Here is a 16123-nt window from a genome sequence, read left to right on the forward strand (position 1 = left end):
CGCCGCCCAAGCTAGAGGACACCGATCCATGGCATCCGCCTACAAGATCCAGGAACACACCTTCGACATGGTGGTCGTCGGCGCCGGCGGCGCCGGCCTGCGCGCCACCTTTGGCCTGGCCCAGAAGGGCCTGAAGACCGCTTGCATCACCAAGGTCTTCCCGACCCGTTCGCACACCGTGGCGGCGCAGGGCGGCGTGGCCGCGGCGCTGGCCAACATGGGCGAGGACGACTGGCGCTACCACTTCTTCGATACCGTCAAGGGTTCGGACTGGCTGGGCGACCAGGACGCCATCGAGTACATGTGCAAGGAAGCGATTCCGGCCATCATCGAGCTCGAGCACTATGGCGTGCCGTTCTCGCGTACCGACGACGGCAAGATCTACCAGCGTCCGTTCGGCGGCATGACCACGCGCTTCGGCGAAGGCCCGCCGGCGCAGCGCACCTGCGCAGCCGCCGACCGCACCGGCCACGCCATCCTGCACACCCTGTACCAGCAGTCGCTGGCGCATGACGCGCAGTTCTTCATCGAATACTTCGCGCTCGACCTGATCATGGACGAACACGGCGCCTGCCGTGGCGTGCTCGCCCTGGACATGGCCGAAGGCACGCTGCACCTGTTCAAGGCGCAGGGCACGGTGCTGGCCACCGGCGGTTACGGCCGCGCCTATTTCAGCGCCACCTCTGCACACACCTGCACCGGCGACGGCGGCGGGATGGCGCTGCGCGCCGGCCTGGGCATGCAGGACATGGAGTTCGTGCAGTTCCATCCGACCGGCATCTACGGCGCGGGCTGCCTGATCACCGAAGGCGTGCGCGGCGAAGGCGGCATCCTGCGCAACAGCAATGGCGAGCGCTTCATGGAGCGCTACGCCCCGAGCGTGAAGGACCTCGCCCCTCGCGACATGGTCAGCCGCTCGATGACGATCGAGATCCGCGAAGGCCGCGGCGTCGGCGAGCACAAGGACCACATCCTGCTCGACCTGACCCACCTCGGTCCCGAGGTCATCCACGAGAAGCTGCCGGGCATCGCCGAGTCGGCGCGCATCTTTGCCGGCGTGGACGTGGAGAAGCAGCCGATCCCGGTGATCCCGACCGTGCACTACAACATGGGCGGCATCCCGACCAACTACCACGGCGAAGTGGTGCAGCTGCGCGACGGCAACCCCGACGCAGTGGTGCCGGGCCTGTACGCCATCGGCGAAGCCGCGTGCGTGTCGGTGCATGGCGCCAACCGCCTGGGCTCCAACTCGCTGCTCGACCTGGTGGTGTTCGGTCGCGCGGTCGCCAACCGCGCCGCCGAAACCGTCAAGCGTGATGGCAAGCAGGCCAAGCTGGCCAGCGATGCCTGCGACAAGGCGCTGTCCCGCCTGGACAAGCTGCGCAACGCCAACGGCGGCACGCCGACGTCGGTCATCCGCGACAAGATGCAGCGCACCATGCAGGCCGACGCCGCCGTGTTCCGCACGGGCGAGACGCTGGCCGAGGGCGTCGCCAAGATGCGCGATATCCATGCGTCCTTCGCTGACGTCAAGGTCACCGACCGCTCGCTGATCTGGAACTCTGACCTGATCGAGACCTTCGAGCTGTCCAACCTGCTGGACCAGGCCCTGGTCACGATTGTCTCCGCCGAGAACCGCAAGGAGTCCCGTGGCGCCCATGCCCGCGAGGACTTCCCGGATCGCGACGACGCCAACTGGCAGAAGCACACCCTGTGCTCGGTGGACGAAGCCGGCAACACCAAGATCGACTACCGTCCGGTGCACATGTACACGCTCAGCGGCGACGTCGACGTCATCCCGCCGAAGAAGCGCGTTTACTGATCTGGAGCGAGCACACCCGTGGCCGAATTCAACCTCCCGAAGAACTCGCAGATCCAGAAGGGCCGGCATTGGCCGACGGCTGGCGCCAAGCAGCCGCGCACCTTCAAGGTCTACCGCTGGAACCCCGACGACGGCATGAACCCGCGTGTGGACACCTATGAGGTGGACATGGCGACGTGCGGTCCGATGGTCCTGGACGCGCTGATCAAGATCAAGAACGAGATCGACCCGACCCTGACCTTCCGCCGTTCGTGCCGCGAGGGCATCTGCGGTTCGTGCGCGATGAACATCGACGGCACCAACACGCTGGCCTGCACCAAGGCGATCGAGGACTGCGGCAAGGGCGAGGTTCCGATCTACCCGCTGCCGCACATGGAAGTGGTCAAGGACCTGGTGCCGGACCTGACCCACTTCTACGCACAATACGCGTCGATCAAGCCGTGGCTGCGCACGCAGAGTGCGACTCCGTCCGACCGTGAGCGCCTGCAGTCGCCGGAAGACCGCAAGAAGCTCGATGGCCTGTACGAATGCATCCTCTGCGCGTGCTGCTCGACCAGTTGCCCGAGCTACTGGTGGAACGGTGACCGCTATCTCGGCCCGGCGATCCTGCTGCAGGCCTACCGCTGGATCATCGACAGCCGCGATGAGGACACCGGTGCGCGCCTGGACGACCTGGAAGACCCGTTCAAGCTGTACCGCTGCCACACCATCATGAACTGCGCACGTACCTGTCCGAAGGGTCTGAACCCGGCGCAGGCCATCGGTGAGATCAAGAAGCTGATGCTGGCGCGTCGCGTCTGACGCGAGCCGCAGATGATTGCTTCCGGGCCCGCCGCGTGCGGGCCCGGTTGTTTTGGGAGCAGGCATCGCTCGCCGCATCACCCGAGACCGGGGTGGGGTGGGGTGGGGTGGGGTGGAACAGGGCGAGAAGGCACGGTTTTCGGCGTCTACAGGTATAGTCCAGCCACGCTGGGTCGTCGTGGCCCACCACCATGGAGGTCCTCGCGATGGATGATCGCGCCATTTATCTCCCGGCGCTGGCGCTGGCCGGCCTGACGTTCGTCATCTGGTGGCGCATGTACTTCATGCGCATCGGTCAGATGAGGCGCGATCGCATCCACCCGCAGAAGGTAGCCACGTCGGCACAGGCGGCGGCGTTGTTGACCGACAGCCGTGCGGCGGACAACTTCGGCAACTTGTTCGAACTCCCTGTGCTGTTCTACCTGGCCTTGGTGGTGGCTGACCGCATCGGCATGGTCGATGGCGTGACCCTCGGCCTCGCTTGGGCCTTCGTCGGCCTGCGCGTGGTGCATAGCGCCATCCACGTGACCTACAACAAGGTCATGCACCGGTTCGCGGCGTATGTTGCCGGCGGCATGGTGCTTTGGCTGCTGTGGGCCTATCTGGCGGTCGGCCTGCTGACTGGATGATCAATTCAATGACCGACACCCCCCTTTCCGACGACGAGGCCGAACTGCGGCGGCTGCGCTGGAAGTGCCGACGCGGCATGCGTGAGCTCGACCAGATGTTCGAGCGCTACCTCAGCCGCGCGTGGCGGCAAGCGCCTACAAGCGAGCGGGCGGTCTTCCTACGGCTTCTGCAAGTCGAGGACGATAAGCTCTGGCACTGGTTCATGGGGCATGAGGCCGCCAGTGACACGGAACTCGACGCGCTCGTCCAGCGGATACGCCAGTTGCCACCTTGAGTGGGGCCCATCGCGCCGGTTGGCGATGGTCCTCGGTCTGCTCGGCGTGCTGGCGACAGGAGCACTGTTCGCCAGCGAGCTTTCGCGCGAATGGGCGTGGGCGGGTACGCCACTCGTTATGGGGTACGCAGCCTGGGCCGGCCTGCGCGAATGGCGGAAGCCCTGGCGCGCCCTCGTGTTGCCGCCCGTAGTGGCTGACGACGCCGGCGACGATCAGGCGCCCGCGTTGCTGGACGGCGTCCCCTTGGCCCAGGTCGAAGTGGCCTGGCGGGGGCGATTGGGTTTCCTGCGCTGTCGGGGGCTGGACGGGCGCTCGGTCCGGACGGTGCTTTGGCCGGATGTGACCTCCGCGCACACCCGGCGTGAACTCCGGCTGGCCCTGCGCGACCGCGCGACTTCGCCATCACGGCCTTCGATGGCACCATAGCCGCCATGTTCAAACCCATCCCCGTCGCCATCGGCCTGCGCTACCTCCGCGCCAAGCGCCGCAACGGCTTCATTTCCTTCATCTCGCTGGCCTCCATTCTCGGCATCGCGCTGGGCGTGGCGGCGCTGATCACCACGCTGGCGGTGATGAGCGGCTTCCAGCGCGAGATCCGCGACCGCATGCTGCAGATGGTCGCCCACGCTACGGTCAGCGGTTACGGCGAGCCGGTGCACGACTGGCCACAGGCGGTGAAGTTGGCCGCGGCCGACAAGCGCGTCGCCGGCGCAGCGCCCTACGTGGAGAAGGAAACGCTGCTGACCGGTGCCCGTAACCAGCCAGCCATGGTCCGCGGCGTGGTGCCGGCGGAGGAGCCCAAGGTGTCGGTCATCGCCGACCGGATGGTGCAGGGCAAGTTTGCCTCGCTGCAGCCGGGCGCCTTCAACATCATCCTGGGCAAGGAGTTGGCGCTGTGGCTGGGTGTCGGCGTGGGCGACAAGGTCACGATGATGACCTCCGATTTCCGCAGCACGCCGATGGGCGCGCTGCCGCAGCTCAAGCGCTTCACCGTCAGCGGCATCTTCGAGGCCGGCTACAACGAATACGACAAGGGCATGGCCTTCGTGCACATGCAGGACCTGCAGCGCGTGCTGCGCATGGGCGAGGGCGTGACGGGCGTGCGACTCAAGCTGCACGACATGGACCAGGCCTGGAACGTGGCGCGCGACCTGGCGCTCAACCTCGGCGAGGTTTACCGCGTCAGCGACTGGACCAGCGAGAACGCGAACATGTTCCGCGCGCTGAAGATGGAAAAGACCATCATGGCGGTGCTGTTGTCGCTGATCATCGCGATGGGCGCGTTCAACCTGGTGTCGTCGCAGGTGATGCTGGTGACCGACAAGCAGGCCGATATCGCGATCCTGCGCACGTTGGGCCTGTCTCCGGGCGGCGTGATGCAGGTGTTCATGGTGCAGGGTTCGCTGATCGGCGTGATCGGTACCGTGCTGGGCGTGATCGGTGGCGTGCTGCTGACCCTCAACCTGGAGGGCATCCTGTTCGGCATCGAGAAGCTGACCGGTTACCAGTTGTTGCCGGCCGACGTCTATTACGTCACCGGCCTGCCCACCGACCTGCAGGGCAGCGACGTCACCATGATCGCCGTCATCGCGTTGGTCATGGCGTTCCTGGCGACCATCTATCCCGCGTGGCGCGCTGCACGCACCGCACCGGCGGAGGCGCTTCGCTATGAGTAACCAGACAGTGATCGCCGCCGGGGCTGACCAGGGCGAAGCCGAGGCCGTGCTGATGTGCCAGGGCCTGGGCATGACCTATGCCGAGGGCAAGTTGCGCACGCCTGTGTTCGATGGGCTGGACTTGGCCGTGCGCAAGGGCGAGACGGTGGCCATCCTCGGTGCATCGGGGGCGGGCAAAAGTACGCTGCTCCACCTGCTGGGCGGATTGGATACGCCCACCGCGGGTGAAGTCTTCGTGGCGGGCCAACGGATGAGTGCGCTTTCGGACAAGGCGCGCGGAGCCCTGCGCAATCGAGCGCTGGGTTTCGTCTACCAGTTCCACCACTTGCTGCCCGAGTTCACCGCGCTGGAGAACGTCATGCTGCCCGTGTTGCTCAGCGGTGCGGACGTGACCGAGGGGCGCAAGCGCGCGGCCACGCTGCTGGAGGCCGTGGGTCTTTCGCACCGGCTGCTGCACAAGCCGGGCGAGCTGTCCGGCGGCGAGCGCCAGCGTGCCGCCGTGGCGCGTGCGCTGGTCAACAACCCGGCGTGCGTGCTGGGCGACGAACCCACGGGCAATCTAGACGAGAAGACTGCCGCCACCGTCTTCGACCTGATGCTGGGACTCAACCGCGAGCAGGGCACCAGCCTCGTACTGGTGACCCATGACCGTCGCTTGGCCCGGCGACTGGATCGGGTGATGGAGCTGCACGAAGGCAAGCTCCGACAGCTCCAGCCAGACGAGGTCTAGGCCTCATGGACAGCGCGGCAGGGACGCCGCCCTTCGGGATCGCCACCGCGGCGGCATTGCTGTGCGGTGTCACCGCCATCCTGCTCTGGCCTGGCATGCCGCCCGGCCAACCTGTATGCCTGCTCGTCGTGTTGGCAGGCGGTGTGATGTGGTGGAAAGCAAGCCGCTGGCGCTGGGTTGGCGCGTTGCTGGTGGGGCTCGGGCTGTCGGGGCTCCACGCTGGGCACACGTTGGCGCTGCAGCTGCCCGCCGCATGGGAACGGCGTGTCGTGACGGTTTCCGGCACCGTGGATGACCTGCCCGAGCATGAGCCTCGACAGACCCGCTTCCTGTTCAAGGTGGACGATGACCGGTCGCAGCCCGAGCCGTTGCGGGGCCATCGCTTGCGTGTCTCATGGTCCGACGCGGACGCATCGACGCGCGGCAGTGTGCAGGCAGGCCAACGATGGCGGTTCAAGGTGCGGCTCAAGGCGCCGCGTGGGCTCCGGAACGCCGGTGGATCGGATGCCGAAAAGCATGCGTTCGCCTCGCGGATCGCCGCCAATGCCCAGGTGCGGCAACCGCACACCGCCCAGCGACTGGTCGAGGCGCGAGGATTGCAGGCTTGGCGTGAAGGCGTTTCCGCGCGGATCGCCGCTGCCATTCCCGGCGATACATCGCGCTTCATCCAAGCGTTGGCCATCGGCGATACCCGCGCCATCCGCGACGAGGACTGGACCCTGCTGCGGGCCAACGGACTCACCCACCTCATCGCGATCTCGGGCTCGCACGTGGGGTTGGTCTCGACCTTCTTCGCGATGCTGGTGTATGGCCTGTGGTGGCTGCTCCCCGGGCTTTCCGGATGGGCCCCGCGACAGGTGGCGGCTGCCGCGGCCGCGATGCTCGGCGCGCTGGCTTACTCGGCGGCTGCCGGCTTTGCCGTGCCCACGGTCCGGACGGCCTTGATGATCGCCGCGGTGTCCTTGGCGCTGGGCGCCCGCCGCCGGGTGTCGCCGTTCGATACGCTGGCATTGGCGGTCATCGTGGTGCTGCTCTACGACCCGCTGTCCGTGCTGGGGGCCGGTTTCTGGCTGAGCTTCATGGGGGTGGCCTGGCTGATGTGGTGCCTGCCGCAGGGTGGGCCTCAGCCGGTACGCGAGTTCCTGTCCGCGCAGGGTGTGGCCACGGTGGGGCTGTTGCCGATGGCGGTGCTGCTGTTCGGGCAAGTGTCGATGGCGGGCCCAGTGGCCAACCTGGTCGCGGTGCCTTGGTGGAGTCTCGTGGTCGTGCCGCTGTCGCTGCTGGGCGCGGCGTTGGAGTCGTTGCATGCGGGGCTGGGCGCATGGCCCCTGCGTGCGGCGGCATGGTGCTTCGACCTCAGCTGGCCCCTGTTCGAATGGCTGGGCAGCAGCCCTTTGGCGTTGTGGTGGGTGGCGGAGTCTCGATGGTTCGCGCTGCCGTTGGCGTTGCTGGGAGCGTTCTGGCTGCTGTTGCCGCGCGGCGTCGCGGGCAAGTCGCTCGCCGCGCTGCTCTGGCTGCCGCTGCTATGGCCGGACCGCCAACTGCCCACCCATGGCGTGGCCGAAGTCACCGTCATCGACGTCGGGCAGGGGCTGTCGGTGTTGGTACGGACCGCCGGCCACACCTTGCTTTACGACACCGGACCGGCCATGCGTGACGGCTTCGACGCGGGTGAGCGGGCGGTATTGCCGACCCTGCGGGCCCGGGGCGTGCGCCGGATTGACCGGGTGGTGGTCAGCCATGCCGACAACGACCACGCCGGTGGGCTGGACGCGGTACGCGCGGCGTATGCATTGCCCGCGCTGCTGGCCCCCGAAGGCGCCGGTATCGATGGGGCGGGCAACTGCATGGCGGGGGAGGGTTGGGCGTGGGATGGCGTGCGGTTCCGTTTCCTGCACCCGACCCCATATTTCCCCTACCTGGCCAATGACTCGAGCTGTGTGCTGCGGGTCGAGACCCGGCAGGGAGTGCTGCTGCTTACCGGGGACATCGGCGAGATCATCGAGCGGGAACTGGTCCGCCGCGAACCGGCAGCATTGCTGGCGGACGTGGTCGTGGTGGCCCACCACGGCAGCGAGACCTCGTCGGATCCGGCCTTCGTCAAGGCAACCCGGGCACGCCACGCCATCATGTCCACCGGCCATGGCAACCTGTTCCGGCACCCACGGCCCAGCATCGTCCAACGCTGGCGCGACGCCGGGGCCACCGTCTGGGATACCGCGAAGGCCGGGGCCATCACGTTCAGATTGGGCCAAGGCACCCTGGCGCCCGAAACGCGACGGTCAACACACCGCCGCCTGTGGGATGCGGCGCAGCGGGTGGAGCAGGGCCGGGCTGGGCTATCCTATCGGTTGGATTGATACGGCCGCGTGCCGGAGGTTTGCGAGTGCTGGAATTGGTGAAGGCAGGCGGTTGGCCGATGATTCCGCTACTGATCCTGTCGGCGCTCGCGCTGGCCCTGATCGTGGAGCGTGCCTGGACCTTACGGCGCAAGGCGGTGATCCCGCCGGGGCTTGGGGTGGAAGTGCGGGAGTGGGCCGCGGGCGGCAAGCTTGACCCCGCCCACATCGACACCCTGCGCCGTACCTCGCCCTTGGGCACGCTGCTGGCCGCAGCGCTGGACGTGCGCAATCGCCCACGTGACCAGATCCGCGAGCGGATCGAGGACGTGGGCCGTCATCTCGTCCACCGGATGGAGCGCTACCTCAACACGCTGGGCACCATTGCCGCGGCCGGCCCGCTGCTGGGCCTGTTCGGCACCGTGGTGGGCATGATCCAGATGTTCCTCGGCATCCTCGACCACGGCATCGGCGACGTGAACCAGTTGGCCGGCGGTATCGGCAAGGCACTGGTCTGCACAGCGACGGGCATGATCGTGGCTATCCCGGCGCTGATCGCGCATCGGTGGTTCCGTGGCCGCATCGCCGAGTACATCGTCGACATGGAGTCCGAGGCCATCCTGCTGCTGGACACCATCGAGCCACGCCCCGCCTCGGCCAAGGTGGCCCCGGGCGCCCACGGCATCACGCCGCCGGTGAGCGCGAGCTGACGCATGCGCATCCGCGACCACCGTGCCGACGACGAGCCGGAGATCAACCTGGTCCCGATGATCGACGTCATCCTGGTGCTGATCATTTTCTTCGTGGTCACCGCCACGTTTGATGCGCGCAGCGTGCTCAAGCTGGAATTGCCGCGCGCCAGCGGCGAGGCCACTGAATCCAACCAGGCGCTGTCCATCCTGGTCAACGCAAGCGGCCGCTATTTCGTGCATGACCGCGAGGTGTTGCGGGACGATCTGGATTCGCTGAAGGCGACCATCGCCGAAGTGGCCGGCAATGACCGCGACCGCCCAGTGCTGTTGCGTGCCGATGCCCGCACGCCGCACCAGGCCGTGGTCACCGCCTACGATGCCTTGGGCCAGTTGGGCTTTCGCCGGATCATGATCGCCACGGCGCCGACGCCCAAGGGTGCTGGCGAGGGACGCCAATGAGTGGCGCTTCTTCGCCCTGGGAAACGTACCGGCGACTGATCGCATTTGCCCAGCCCTACCGCCCGTTGTTGCTCGCCGGCCTGGTGGCGGCGCTGATCGAGGCCGCGGCCGCGGGTGGCTTCACCATGCTGATGAAGCCGATCATCGACGAGACGTTCATCAGCAAGAACGCCGAAATGAGCCTGCTGCTGCCGTTGCAGATCGTAGGCCTGTTCGTGCTGCGTGGCATCGCGGGTTACGTCACCGACATGTCCATGGCACGGTCCAGCCGTGGCATTGCCCGCGATCTGCGGGTGCAGGTGTTGGGCAAGTATCTGCGTCTGCCGGGGCTGCGCTTCGACAGCGAGCCTGTACCGTCGATGCTGACGCGCCTGGGCTCCGACAGCGACCAGATGGCCGCCGCCGCCATCGACGCGATGAAAGTCATGCTGCAGCAGGCGCTGCAGGTCCTGGTCATGTTGGGCGTGATGCTCCACGCCAGCTGGAAGGTCACGTTGGCCGTGCTGGTGCTCGCGCCGCCGCTGGCCTGGATCATGGACAAGGTGGGCCGCCGTTACCGCCGCATCAGCCATCGTATCCAGGAGAGCAGCGGCCAGTTGCTGCAACTGGCGGACCAGTCGTTGTCCAACCAGCAGGAAGTCAAGGTTTACGGCGCACAGGACGCCGAGTTGAGGCGCTATACCGAACAGGCCAACACCCACCTCCGCCTGAGCATGAAGGTGGAGTCCACGCGCAGCATCTCCTCGGCGATGGTGCAGCTGATGGGCTCGGTGGGCCTGGCCGCGCTGCTGTTCATGGCAGGACGCGAGGCGTTGGCCGGGCGGCTGAGTGCCGGCGGCTTCGTGGTGTTGATGACCTCGATGATGGCGATCATCCCAGCGATCAAGCAGCTGACCAACGTGCAGGGCATGCTGCAGCGGGGCGTCGCGTCGGCGCAGCGGCTGTTCTCGGTACTGGATGCCCCCGACGAGCCGGACCACGGCACCCGCGCGATCGAGCGTGCACAAGGCCTGGTCGAATTCCGTGACGTGACGGCGCGATATCCGGGCCAGTCCCATCCGGCCCTGGCCGAGGTCAGCTTCATCGCGCGCCCGGGCACCGTCACCGCGATCGTCGGTCGCTCGGGCAGCGGAAAATCCAGCCTGATCAAGCTCATCCCACGCTTTTACGAGGCGGAAGCCGGGCAGATCCTGGTGGATGGCGTGCCCGTCGACACCTACCGACTGGCTGACCTGCGCCGCCAGATCGCCCTGGTGGGGCAGCAGGTGATGCTGTTCGATGGCACGGTCGCCGCCAACGTGGCGTATGGCGAGATGGAACAGGCGCCGCCCGAGGGACTGGAGCGCGCCATCAGGGGCGCCAATGCGATGGAATTCGTCGAGCGACTGCCCGACGGCGTGCGGACGTCGATCGGCATCAAGGGCGGCCGCCTGTCCGGCGGGCAGCGGCAGCGCCTCGCCATCGCCCGCGCGATGCTCAAGGACGCCCCCATCCTGATCCTGGACGAGGCGACCGCGGCCCTGGACACCGAATCCGAACGCCTGGTGCAGGATGCACTCGAGCACCTGATGCCCAACCGCACGACGCTGGTCATCGCCCATCGCCTTTCCACCATCGAACACGCCGACCAGGTGCTGGTCATGGACGAGGGGCGCATCGTCGAGCGCGGCACGCATGCCGAACTACTGGCGCGTGACGGGTTGTATGCTCATCTCCACCGCATGCAGTTCCGAGAGGCTCAATGACCGGATCGCAAGGCGCGCCCCGCGATCATCATCCGGCGTGGTGGTACGGCGACACGCCAGTGCCGCTGCACGCCCGCTTGCTGGCCGGGCTGTACGGCGCAGTGGGCGCGCTGCGCCGACGCCTCTACCGCATCGGGCTGTTGCGCCGGCGCCATCCCGGCGTTCCGGTGGTGGTGGTGGGCAACATCACCGCCGGTGGCGCCGGCAAGACACCGCTCACGATTGCCCTGGTCGAGCGCCTCCGCGCGGCCGGCTGGAACCCGGGGGTGGCAAGCCGGGGCTATGGCCGTGACAACACCAAGCGCGCGCTCTGGGTGGAGGAGACCACGACACCACTTGAGGGTGGGGACGAGCCGACGCTGATCGTACGCCGCACGGGCGTCCGCCTGCGTGCCGACGTGCATCGTGTGGATGCGGCGCAGGCGCTCGCGCAGGCCGGCTGCGACATCGTGGTCTGCGATGACGGCCTGCAGCACTACGCGCTGCACCGCGACGTCGAGATCGAAGTCATCGATGCGCGCCGTCGTTATGGCAACGGTCAACTGCTGCCGGCCGGACCGTTGCGCGAAATGCCGGAACGTGGCCGTCAGTGCGACTTCCGCGTGGTCAATCTGGGCGGTCCCGGCATGGCCACGCTCAACGGTGAAACCGGGTTTGGCGAATGGCCGATGCGGTTGCGTGCCGAGCGGGCGTTGCCGATGGTGGGCGGCCGCCCACGACTGTTGTCCGACTTTGCCGGCCAGCGTGTGCACGCCGTGGCGGGCATCGGCGATCCCGAGCGTTTCTTCACGATGCTCCGCGGCTTCGACATTGCCGTGGTGCCGCATGCCTTCCCCGACCACCACCGTTACACCCGCGAGGACTTCGAGTTCGGCAGCCGCCTGCCGGTGCTGATGACCGAAAAGGATGCGGTCAAGTGCGCGGAGTTTGACTCCGAGTTGTTCTACAGCGTGCCCATCGATGCCGAACTGCCGGAGGCATTCTGGGTGGCACTGCTGACTCGACTGTCCCAGACCCGTACCGCCTACCAGCACGCCTCGCCATGATCGATTTCGTTGTCGCCATTCCCGCCCGCTATGCCGCCTCCCGCCTGCCGGGCAAGCCGCTGCGCCTGCTCGGCGGCGAACCGCTGGTGCTGCACGTGGCGCGTCGCGCCTTGGTCGCCGGCGCCCGCGAGGTGTGGGTGGCCGCCGACGACGAGCGCATCGCCGCCGCGCTGGAGGGCTGTGGCGTGCGCGTGGCCATGACGTCGGTCGACCACGCCTCCGGCACCGACCGCCTGGCCGAATGCGCCACGATCGCGGGCTGGTCGGACGACACCATCGTGGTCAACCTGCAGGGCGACGAGCCCTTCGCTCCTGCATCCGGCATTCGTCTCGTGGCCGAGCTGGTACGCGACAGCGGCGCGCCGATGAGCACGCTCGCGGCGCCTATCACCGATGTCGAAGTGTTGTTCGATCCCAACGCGGTCAAGCTGGTCACCGCGCAAAGTGGCGACGCGCTGTACTTCAGTCGTGCCCCGTTGCCATGGCCGCGCGACGCGTTCGCCAAGGACCGCACCTTCCTGCCAGATGATGACGTGTGGATGCGCCACATCGGCATCTACGGTTACCGCGCCGGATTCCTGCGCCGGTTCGCGGCCATGCCGCAGGGGCGGCTGGAGAAGGTGGAGTCGCTGGAGCAGTTGCGCGTGCTCGAAGCGGGGCACCGCATTGCCGTGGCGCTCACGCCGGAGCCGTTCCCGCCAGGCGTGGACACGCCGGAGGACCTGGCGCGGGCCGAGGCGCGGGTCGCCAGCCGGAGCCACTGAACATGGCCGAACCGGTGCGCCTGCTGGTGGTGTGCCTGGGCAACATCTGCCGTTCGCCCATGGCCGAAGGCATTCTGCGCGCGCGCATCGAGGCCTCGCCACTGAAGGGGCGCGTGCTGGTCGATTCCGCGGGCACCGGCGACTGGCACGTGGGTCGGCCGCCCGATCATCGCGCCATCGCCACTGCGGCACGCCACGGCGTTGACATTGCAGGCTTGCGCGCGCGGCAATTCCGGCGGGCCGATGCCGAGTTGTTCGACTGGCTGCTGTGCGCGGACCGCGACAACCTGGTGGATGTCCGCGCCCGCCTCCAGCCTGATGCCCACCCCCGTGCTGGCCTGCTGCTGGAATGGAGCGGGGTAGGGGCATCGATGGACGTGCCCGATCCGTATTTCGGCGAGATGGACGGCTTCGAACACAGTTGGCGGTTGCTGGAGCAGGCGGCCGACGGCGTCGTCGCACGCCTGCTGTCCGCGCCCGGTGGACGGGGATGACCGCCAGCGCGCCCTCTTTTGACGGCAAGGATTTCGTCCGCACGCTCAGCACCGCACCGGGCGTCTATCGCATGATCGCGGCGGATGAAACGGTGCTGTACGTCGGCAAGGCCGGCGCGCTGAAGAACCGCGTTTCCAGCTATTTCAACGCTACGCCGAAGTCGGCGCGCATCATGTCGATGCTGTCGCAGGTGGCGCGCATGGAGGTCACGGTCACGCGGACCGAGGCCGAGGCACTGATCCTCGAGAACGAGTTGATCAAGTCTCTCAAGCCGCGTTACAACGTGCTGCTGCGCGACGACAAGAGCTATCCCTACGTACTGATGACCAACGAGACATGGCCGCGGATCGCCATGCATCGCGGGCCGCGTTCCGTACCAGGACGCTATTTCGGTCCGTATCCCAGCGTGTTGGCGGTGCGCGACACGTTGAACCTGATCCACAAGCTGTTCCGTCTGCGCAACTGCGAAGACAGCGTGTTCCGCAATCGCTCGCGGCCGTGTCTGCAACACCAGATCGGGCGATGCAGCGCGCCCTGCGTGGGCCTGGTGCAGGCCCGCGACTACGCCGAAAGCGTGCGCCGCGCGACGCTGCTGCTGGAGGGGCGTAGCGACGAGCTGACCGGTGAGCTGACCAAGGCCATGGAGGATGCCGCCGAGCGGCTGGATTTCGAGGCTGCCGCGCGACTGCGTGACCTTGTCGCGTCGATCCGCACCCTGCAGGCCCGCCAGTACGTGGACGGGCGCGCGGCCGACCTGGACGTGCTGGCTATTGCCATGCACGGCGTGCAGGCCTGCGTGTTGCTGCTGGCGTTCCGGGACGGGCGCAACCTCGGCACCCGCGCGTTCTATCCCAAGACCAACGGCAGCGACAACCCGGAGGAAGTGCTGGCCGCCTTCGTCTCCCAGTACTACGGCGAGCAGAACCCGCCGCGCGAGATCATCCTCGACCGCGACATCCCCGACCGCGACTTGATCGAACAGGCGTTGTCGGCGTCCAGTGACCGCCGCGTGCAGATTCGCCACAACGTGCGCGGCGAACGAGCTGGCTACGTTGACCTGGCGCGGCGCAATGCCGAGGTGTCGTTGGCCGCCGAGCGCACCAGCCACGCTGCGCAGCATGCCCGGGCCCAGGGGCTGCGTGAGCTCCTGGATATGCCCGAACTGCCCAAGCGCATCGAGTGCTTTGACATCAGCCACACCATGGGCGAGGCCACCGTGGCATCGTGCGTGGTATTTGACGCCGAAGGCCCGGTGCGTGGCCAGTACCGTCGCTTCAACATCAGCGGCATCGAACCGGGCGACGATTACGCCGCCATGCACCAGGCCATCTACCGCCGCTTTCGGCGTGCGATGGAAGAGCGTTCGGGACTGGCCGACGGTGGAAACGTCTTGGGCGTCGCCGATGCGGATGCCGACGCTGGGGCGGCAGAGATGCAGCGGACGATGGCGGCAGCGGCAACAGCGCCTGCCGGGGCAGCACCGAAGACCGCCTCTGCCACCTCGCCCCGAAAGCACCCTCGCGCCTCGTCCGAACTGGGTGTGTTGCCCGACGTACTGCTGATCGATGGTGGAGCAGGGCAGGTGGCCCAGGCTCGCGCCGTGCTGGATGAACTGGGAGTGGAGGGCGTGCTGCTGGTCGGCGTGGCCAAGGGCCCCGAGCGCCGCCCCGGCGAGGAGGAATTGCTCCTGCCTGACGGGCGCACCGTGCACCCGGGGGCCAGCTCGGCGGCCCTGCAGCTGGTCCAGCAGGTCCGCGACGAGGCCCACCGGTTTGCCATCACCGGGCACCGCGGGCGTCGGCAGAAGGCGCGCAATGTCAGCCGGCTGGAGGATATTCCAGGCATCGGACCCCGCAGACGCGCTAACCTGTTGCGGCATTTTGGCGGCCTGGGGGGACTCAAGGCCGCGGGGGTCGAGGAAATTTCCCGGGTGGAGGGCGTCAACCAGGCGCTCGCTGAACGGATCTATGCGACCCTGCACGGACTGGAATCGCGGAGCGAATGATGAAGTTGACGGTACCCACCCTCCTGACCCTGCTGCGGATCGTGCTGATCCCCGTGCTGGTCGCGGTGTTCTACCTGCCCTACAAGTGGACCAACTTCGCTGCCGCTTTCATTTTTGCTTTTGCTTCCGTCACCGACTGGCTGGATGGCTGGATCGCGCGCCGCTACAACCAGCACTCTGCGTTCGGCGCCTTCCTGGATCCGGTGGCGGACAAGCTGATGGTCGCCACTGCGCTGCTTCTCATCGTGCAGAAGCACCCCACGCCGTGGATGGCGCTCTGGGCCGCGGTGATCATCGGGCGCGAAATCGCCGTGTCGGCGTTGCGCGAATGGATGGCCGAGATCGGCCAGCGCGCCAAGGTCAAGGTGGCCGCCATTGGCAAGCTCAAGACCGTCGTGCAGATGGTGGCGCTCACTGTGCTGTTGTATTCGGCGCCTGATCGACTGGGCAGTGCAATTACCCTGCTGTTCAAGATTGGCGACTGGATGCTGGCGGTGGCCGCATTGCTGACGCTGTGGTCCGGCTTTGCCTATCTGCGCGCTGCGTGGCCCAGTCTCCGCGAAGATGCGAAAACCAGTTGACAGGCTGCGTTCCATGCCTAAAATGGCGCTTCCTCTGCGGGAATAGCTCAGTTGGTAGAGCAC

General features: G+C 67.3%; 14 protein-coding genes and 1 pseudogene. All 15 read left to right on the forward strand.

Going from position 1 to position 16123, the window contains the following annotated elements:
* Positions 1–28 precede the first annotated feature (28 nt).
* The 15 genes and pseudogenes from sdhA to pgsA all read left to right on the forward strand — a co-directional run bounded on the left by sdhA (position 29) and on the right by pgsA (position 16060).
* Positions 29–1822: a succinate dehydrogenase flavoprotein subunit gene (gene sdhA / locus N800_RS03085; protein WP_036134648.1), complete on the forward strand. Its 1794-nt coding sequence runs from the start codon at positions 29–31 to the stop codon at positions 1820–1822.
* Between the two features lie 18 nt (positions 1823–1840).
* Positions 1841–2623: a succinate dehydrogenase iron-sulfur subunit gene (locus tag N800_RS03090; protein WP_036134651.1), complete on the forward strand. Its 783-nt coding sequence runs from the start codon at positions 1841–1843 to the stop codon at positions 2621–2623.
* Positions 2624–2829: 206 nt separating this feature from the next.
* Complete coding sequence (locus tag N800_RS03095; RefSeq protein ID WP_036134653.1) at positions 2830–3252, forward strand: MAPEG family protein; 423 nt, start codon at positions 2830–2832, stop codon at positions 3250–3252.
* 8 nt (positions 3253–3260) lie between these two features.
* The gene (locus tag N800_RS03100) at positions 3261–3527 is read left to right on the forward strand and encodes an FAD assembly factor SdhE (protein WP_036134655.1); all 267 of its coding nucleotides are present in this window, start codon (positions 3261–3263) and stop codon (positions 3525–3527) included.
* Positions 3528–3959: 432 nt separating this feature from the next.
* Positions 3960–5204 carry a lipoprotein-releasing ABC transporter permease subunit gene (locus tag N800_RS03110; RefSeq protein WP_036134661.1) on the forward strand — a complete coding sequence of 415 codons (1245 nt, stop codon included), beginning with the start codon at positions 3960–3962 and terminating at the stop codon, positions 5202–5204.
* A gap of 52 nt (positions 5205–5256) precedes the next feature.
* Positions 5257–5934 carry a lipoprotein-releasing ABC transporter ATP-binding protein LolD gene (lolD, locus tag N800_RS03115; RefSeq protein WP_198032457.1) on the forward strand — a complete coding sequence of 226 codons (678 nt, stop codon included), beginning with the start codon at positions 5257–5259 and terminating at the stop codon, positions 5932–5934.
* 5 nt (positions 5935–5939) lie between these two features.
* A pseudogene (locus N800_RS03120) lies at positions 5940–8427 on the forward strand (DNA internalization-related competence protein ComEC/Rec2); the annotation flags it as partial.
* Complete coding sequence (locus tag N800_RS03125) at positions 8321–8983, forward strand: MotA/TolQ/ExbB proton channel family protein (RefSeq protein ID WP_036134671.1); 663 nt, start codon at positions 8321–8323, stop codon at positions 8981–8983. The pseudogene N800_RS03120 and the gene N800_RS03125, both read left to right, overlap by 107 nt.
* A 3-nt stretch (positions 8984–8986) precedes the next feature.
* A complete protein-coding gene (locus N800_RS03130) occupies positions 8987–9424 on the forward strand; it encodes an ExbD/TolR family protein (RefSeq protein WP_036134674.1) in 438 nt (145 codons plus the stop codon).
* Positions 9421–11169 carry a lipid A export permease/ATP-binding protein MsbA gene (msbA, locus tag N800_RS03135; RefSeq protein ID WP_036134676.1) on the forward strand — a complete coding sequence of 583 codons (1749 nt, stop codon included), beginning with the start codon at positions 9421–9423 and terminating at the stop codon, positions 11167–11169. The genes N800_RS03130 and msbA overlap by 4 nt, the downstream gene beginning before the upstream one ends.
* Positions 11166–12215 carry a tetraacyldisaccharide 4'-kinase gene (gene lpxK / locus N800_RS03140; RefSeq protein ID WP_036134679.1) on the forward strand — a complete coding sequence of 350 codons (1050 nt, stop codon included), beginning with the start codon at positions 11166–11168 and terminating at the stop codon, positions 12213–12215. Before msbA ends, lpxK begins: the two co-directional genes overlap by 4 nt.
* On the forward strand, positions 12212–12979 hold the full coding sequence (gene kdsB / locus N800_RS03145; protein ID WP_036134682.1) for a 3-deoxy-manno-octulosonate cytidylyltransferase: 768 nt from the start codon (positions 12212–12214) through the stop codon (positions 12977–12979). The genes lpxK and kdsB overlap by 4 nt, the downstream gene beginning before the upstream one ends.
* Before the next feature lie 14 nt (positions 12980–12993).
* Complete coding sequence (locus N800_RS03150) at positions 12994–13473, forward strand: low molecular weight protein-tyrosine-phosphatase (RefSeq protein WP_036134802.1); 480 nt, start codon at positions 12994–12996, stop codon at positions 13471–13473.
* The gene (gene uvrC, locus N800_RS03155) at positions 13470–15479 is read left to right on the forward strand and encodes an excinuclease ABC subunit UvrC (protein ID WP_036134684.1); all 2010 of its coding nucleotides are present in this window, start codon (positions 13470–13472) and stop codon (positions 15477–15479) included. The genes N800_RS03150 and uvrC overlap by 4 nt, the downstream gene beginning before the upstream one ends.
* Complete coding sequence (gene pgsA, locus N800_RS03160; protein WP_036134686.1) at positions 15479–16060, forward strand: CDP-diacylglycerol--glycerol-3-phosphate 3-phosphatidyltransferase; 582 nt, start codon at positions 15479–15481, stop codon at positions 16058–16060. Before uvrC ends, pgsA begins: the two co-directional genes overlap by 1 nt.
* The last annotated feature ends 63 nt before the right edge of the window (positions 16061–16123 follow it).

It is taken from the genome of Lysobacter daejeonensis GH1-9, from assembly GCF_000768355.1.
Lineage (GTDB): Bacteria > Pseudomonadota > Gammaproteobacteria > Xanthomonadales > Xanthomonadaceae > Aerolutibacter > Aerolutibacter daejeonensis.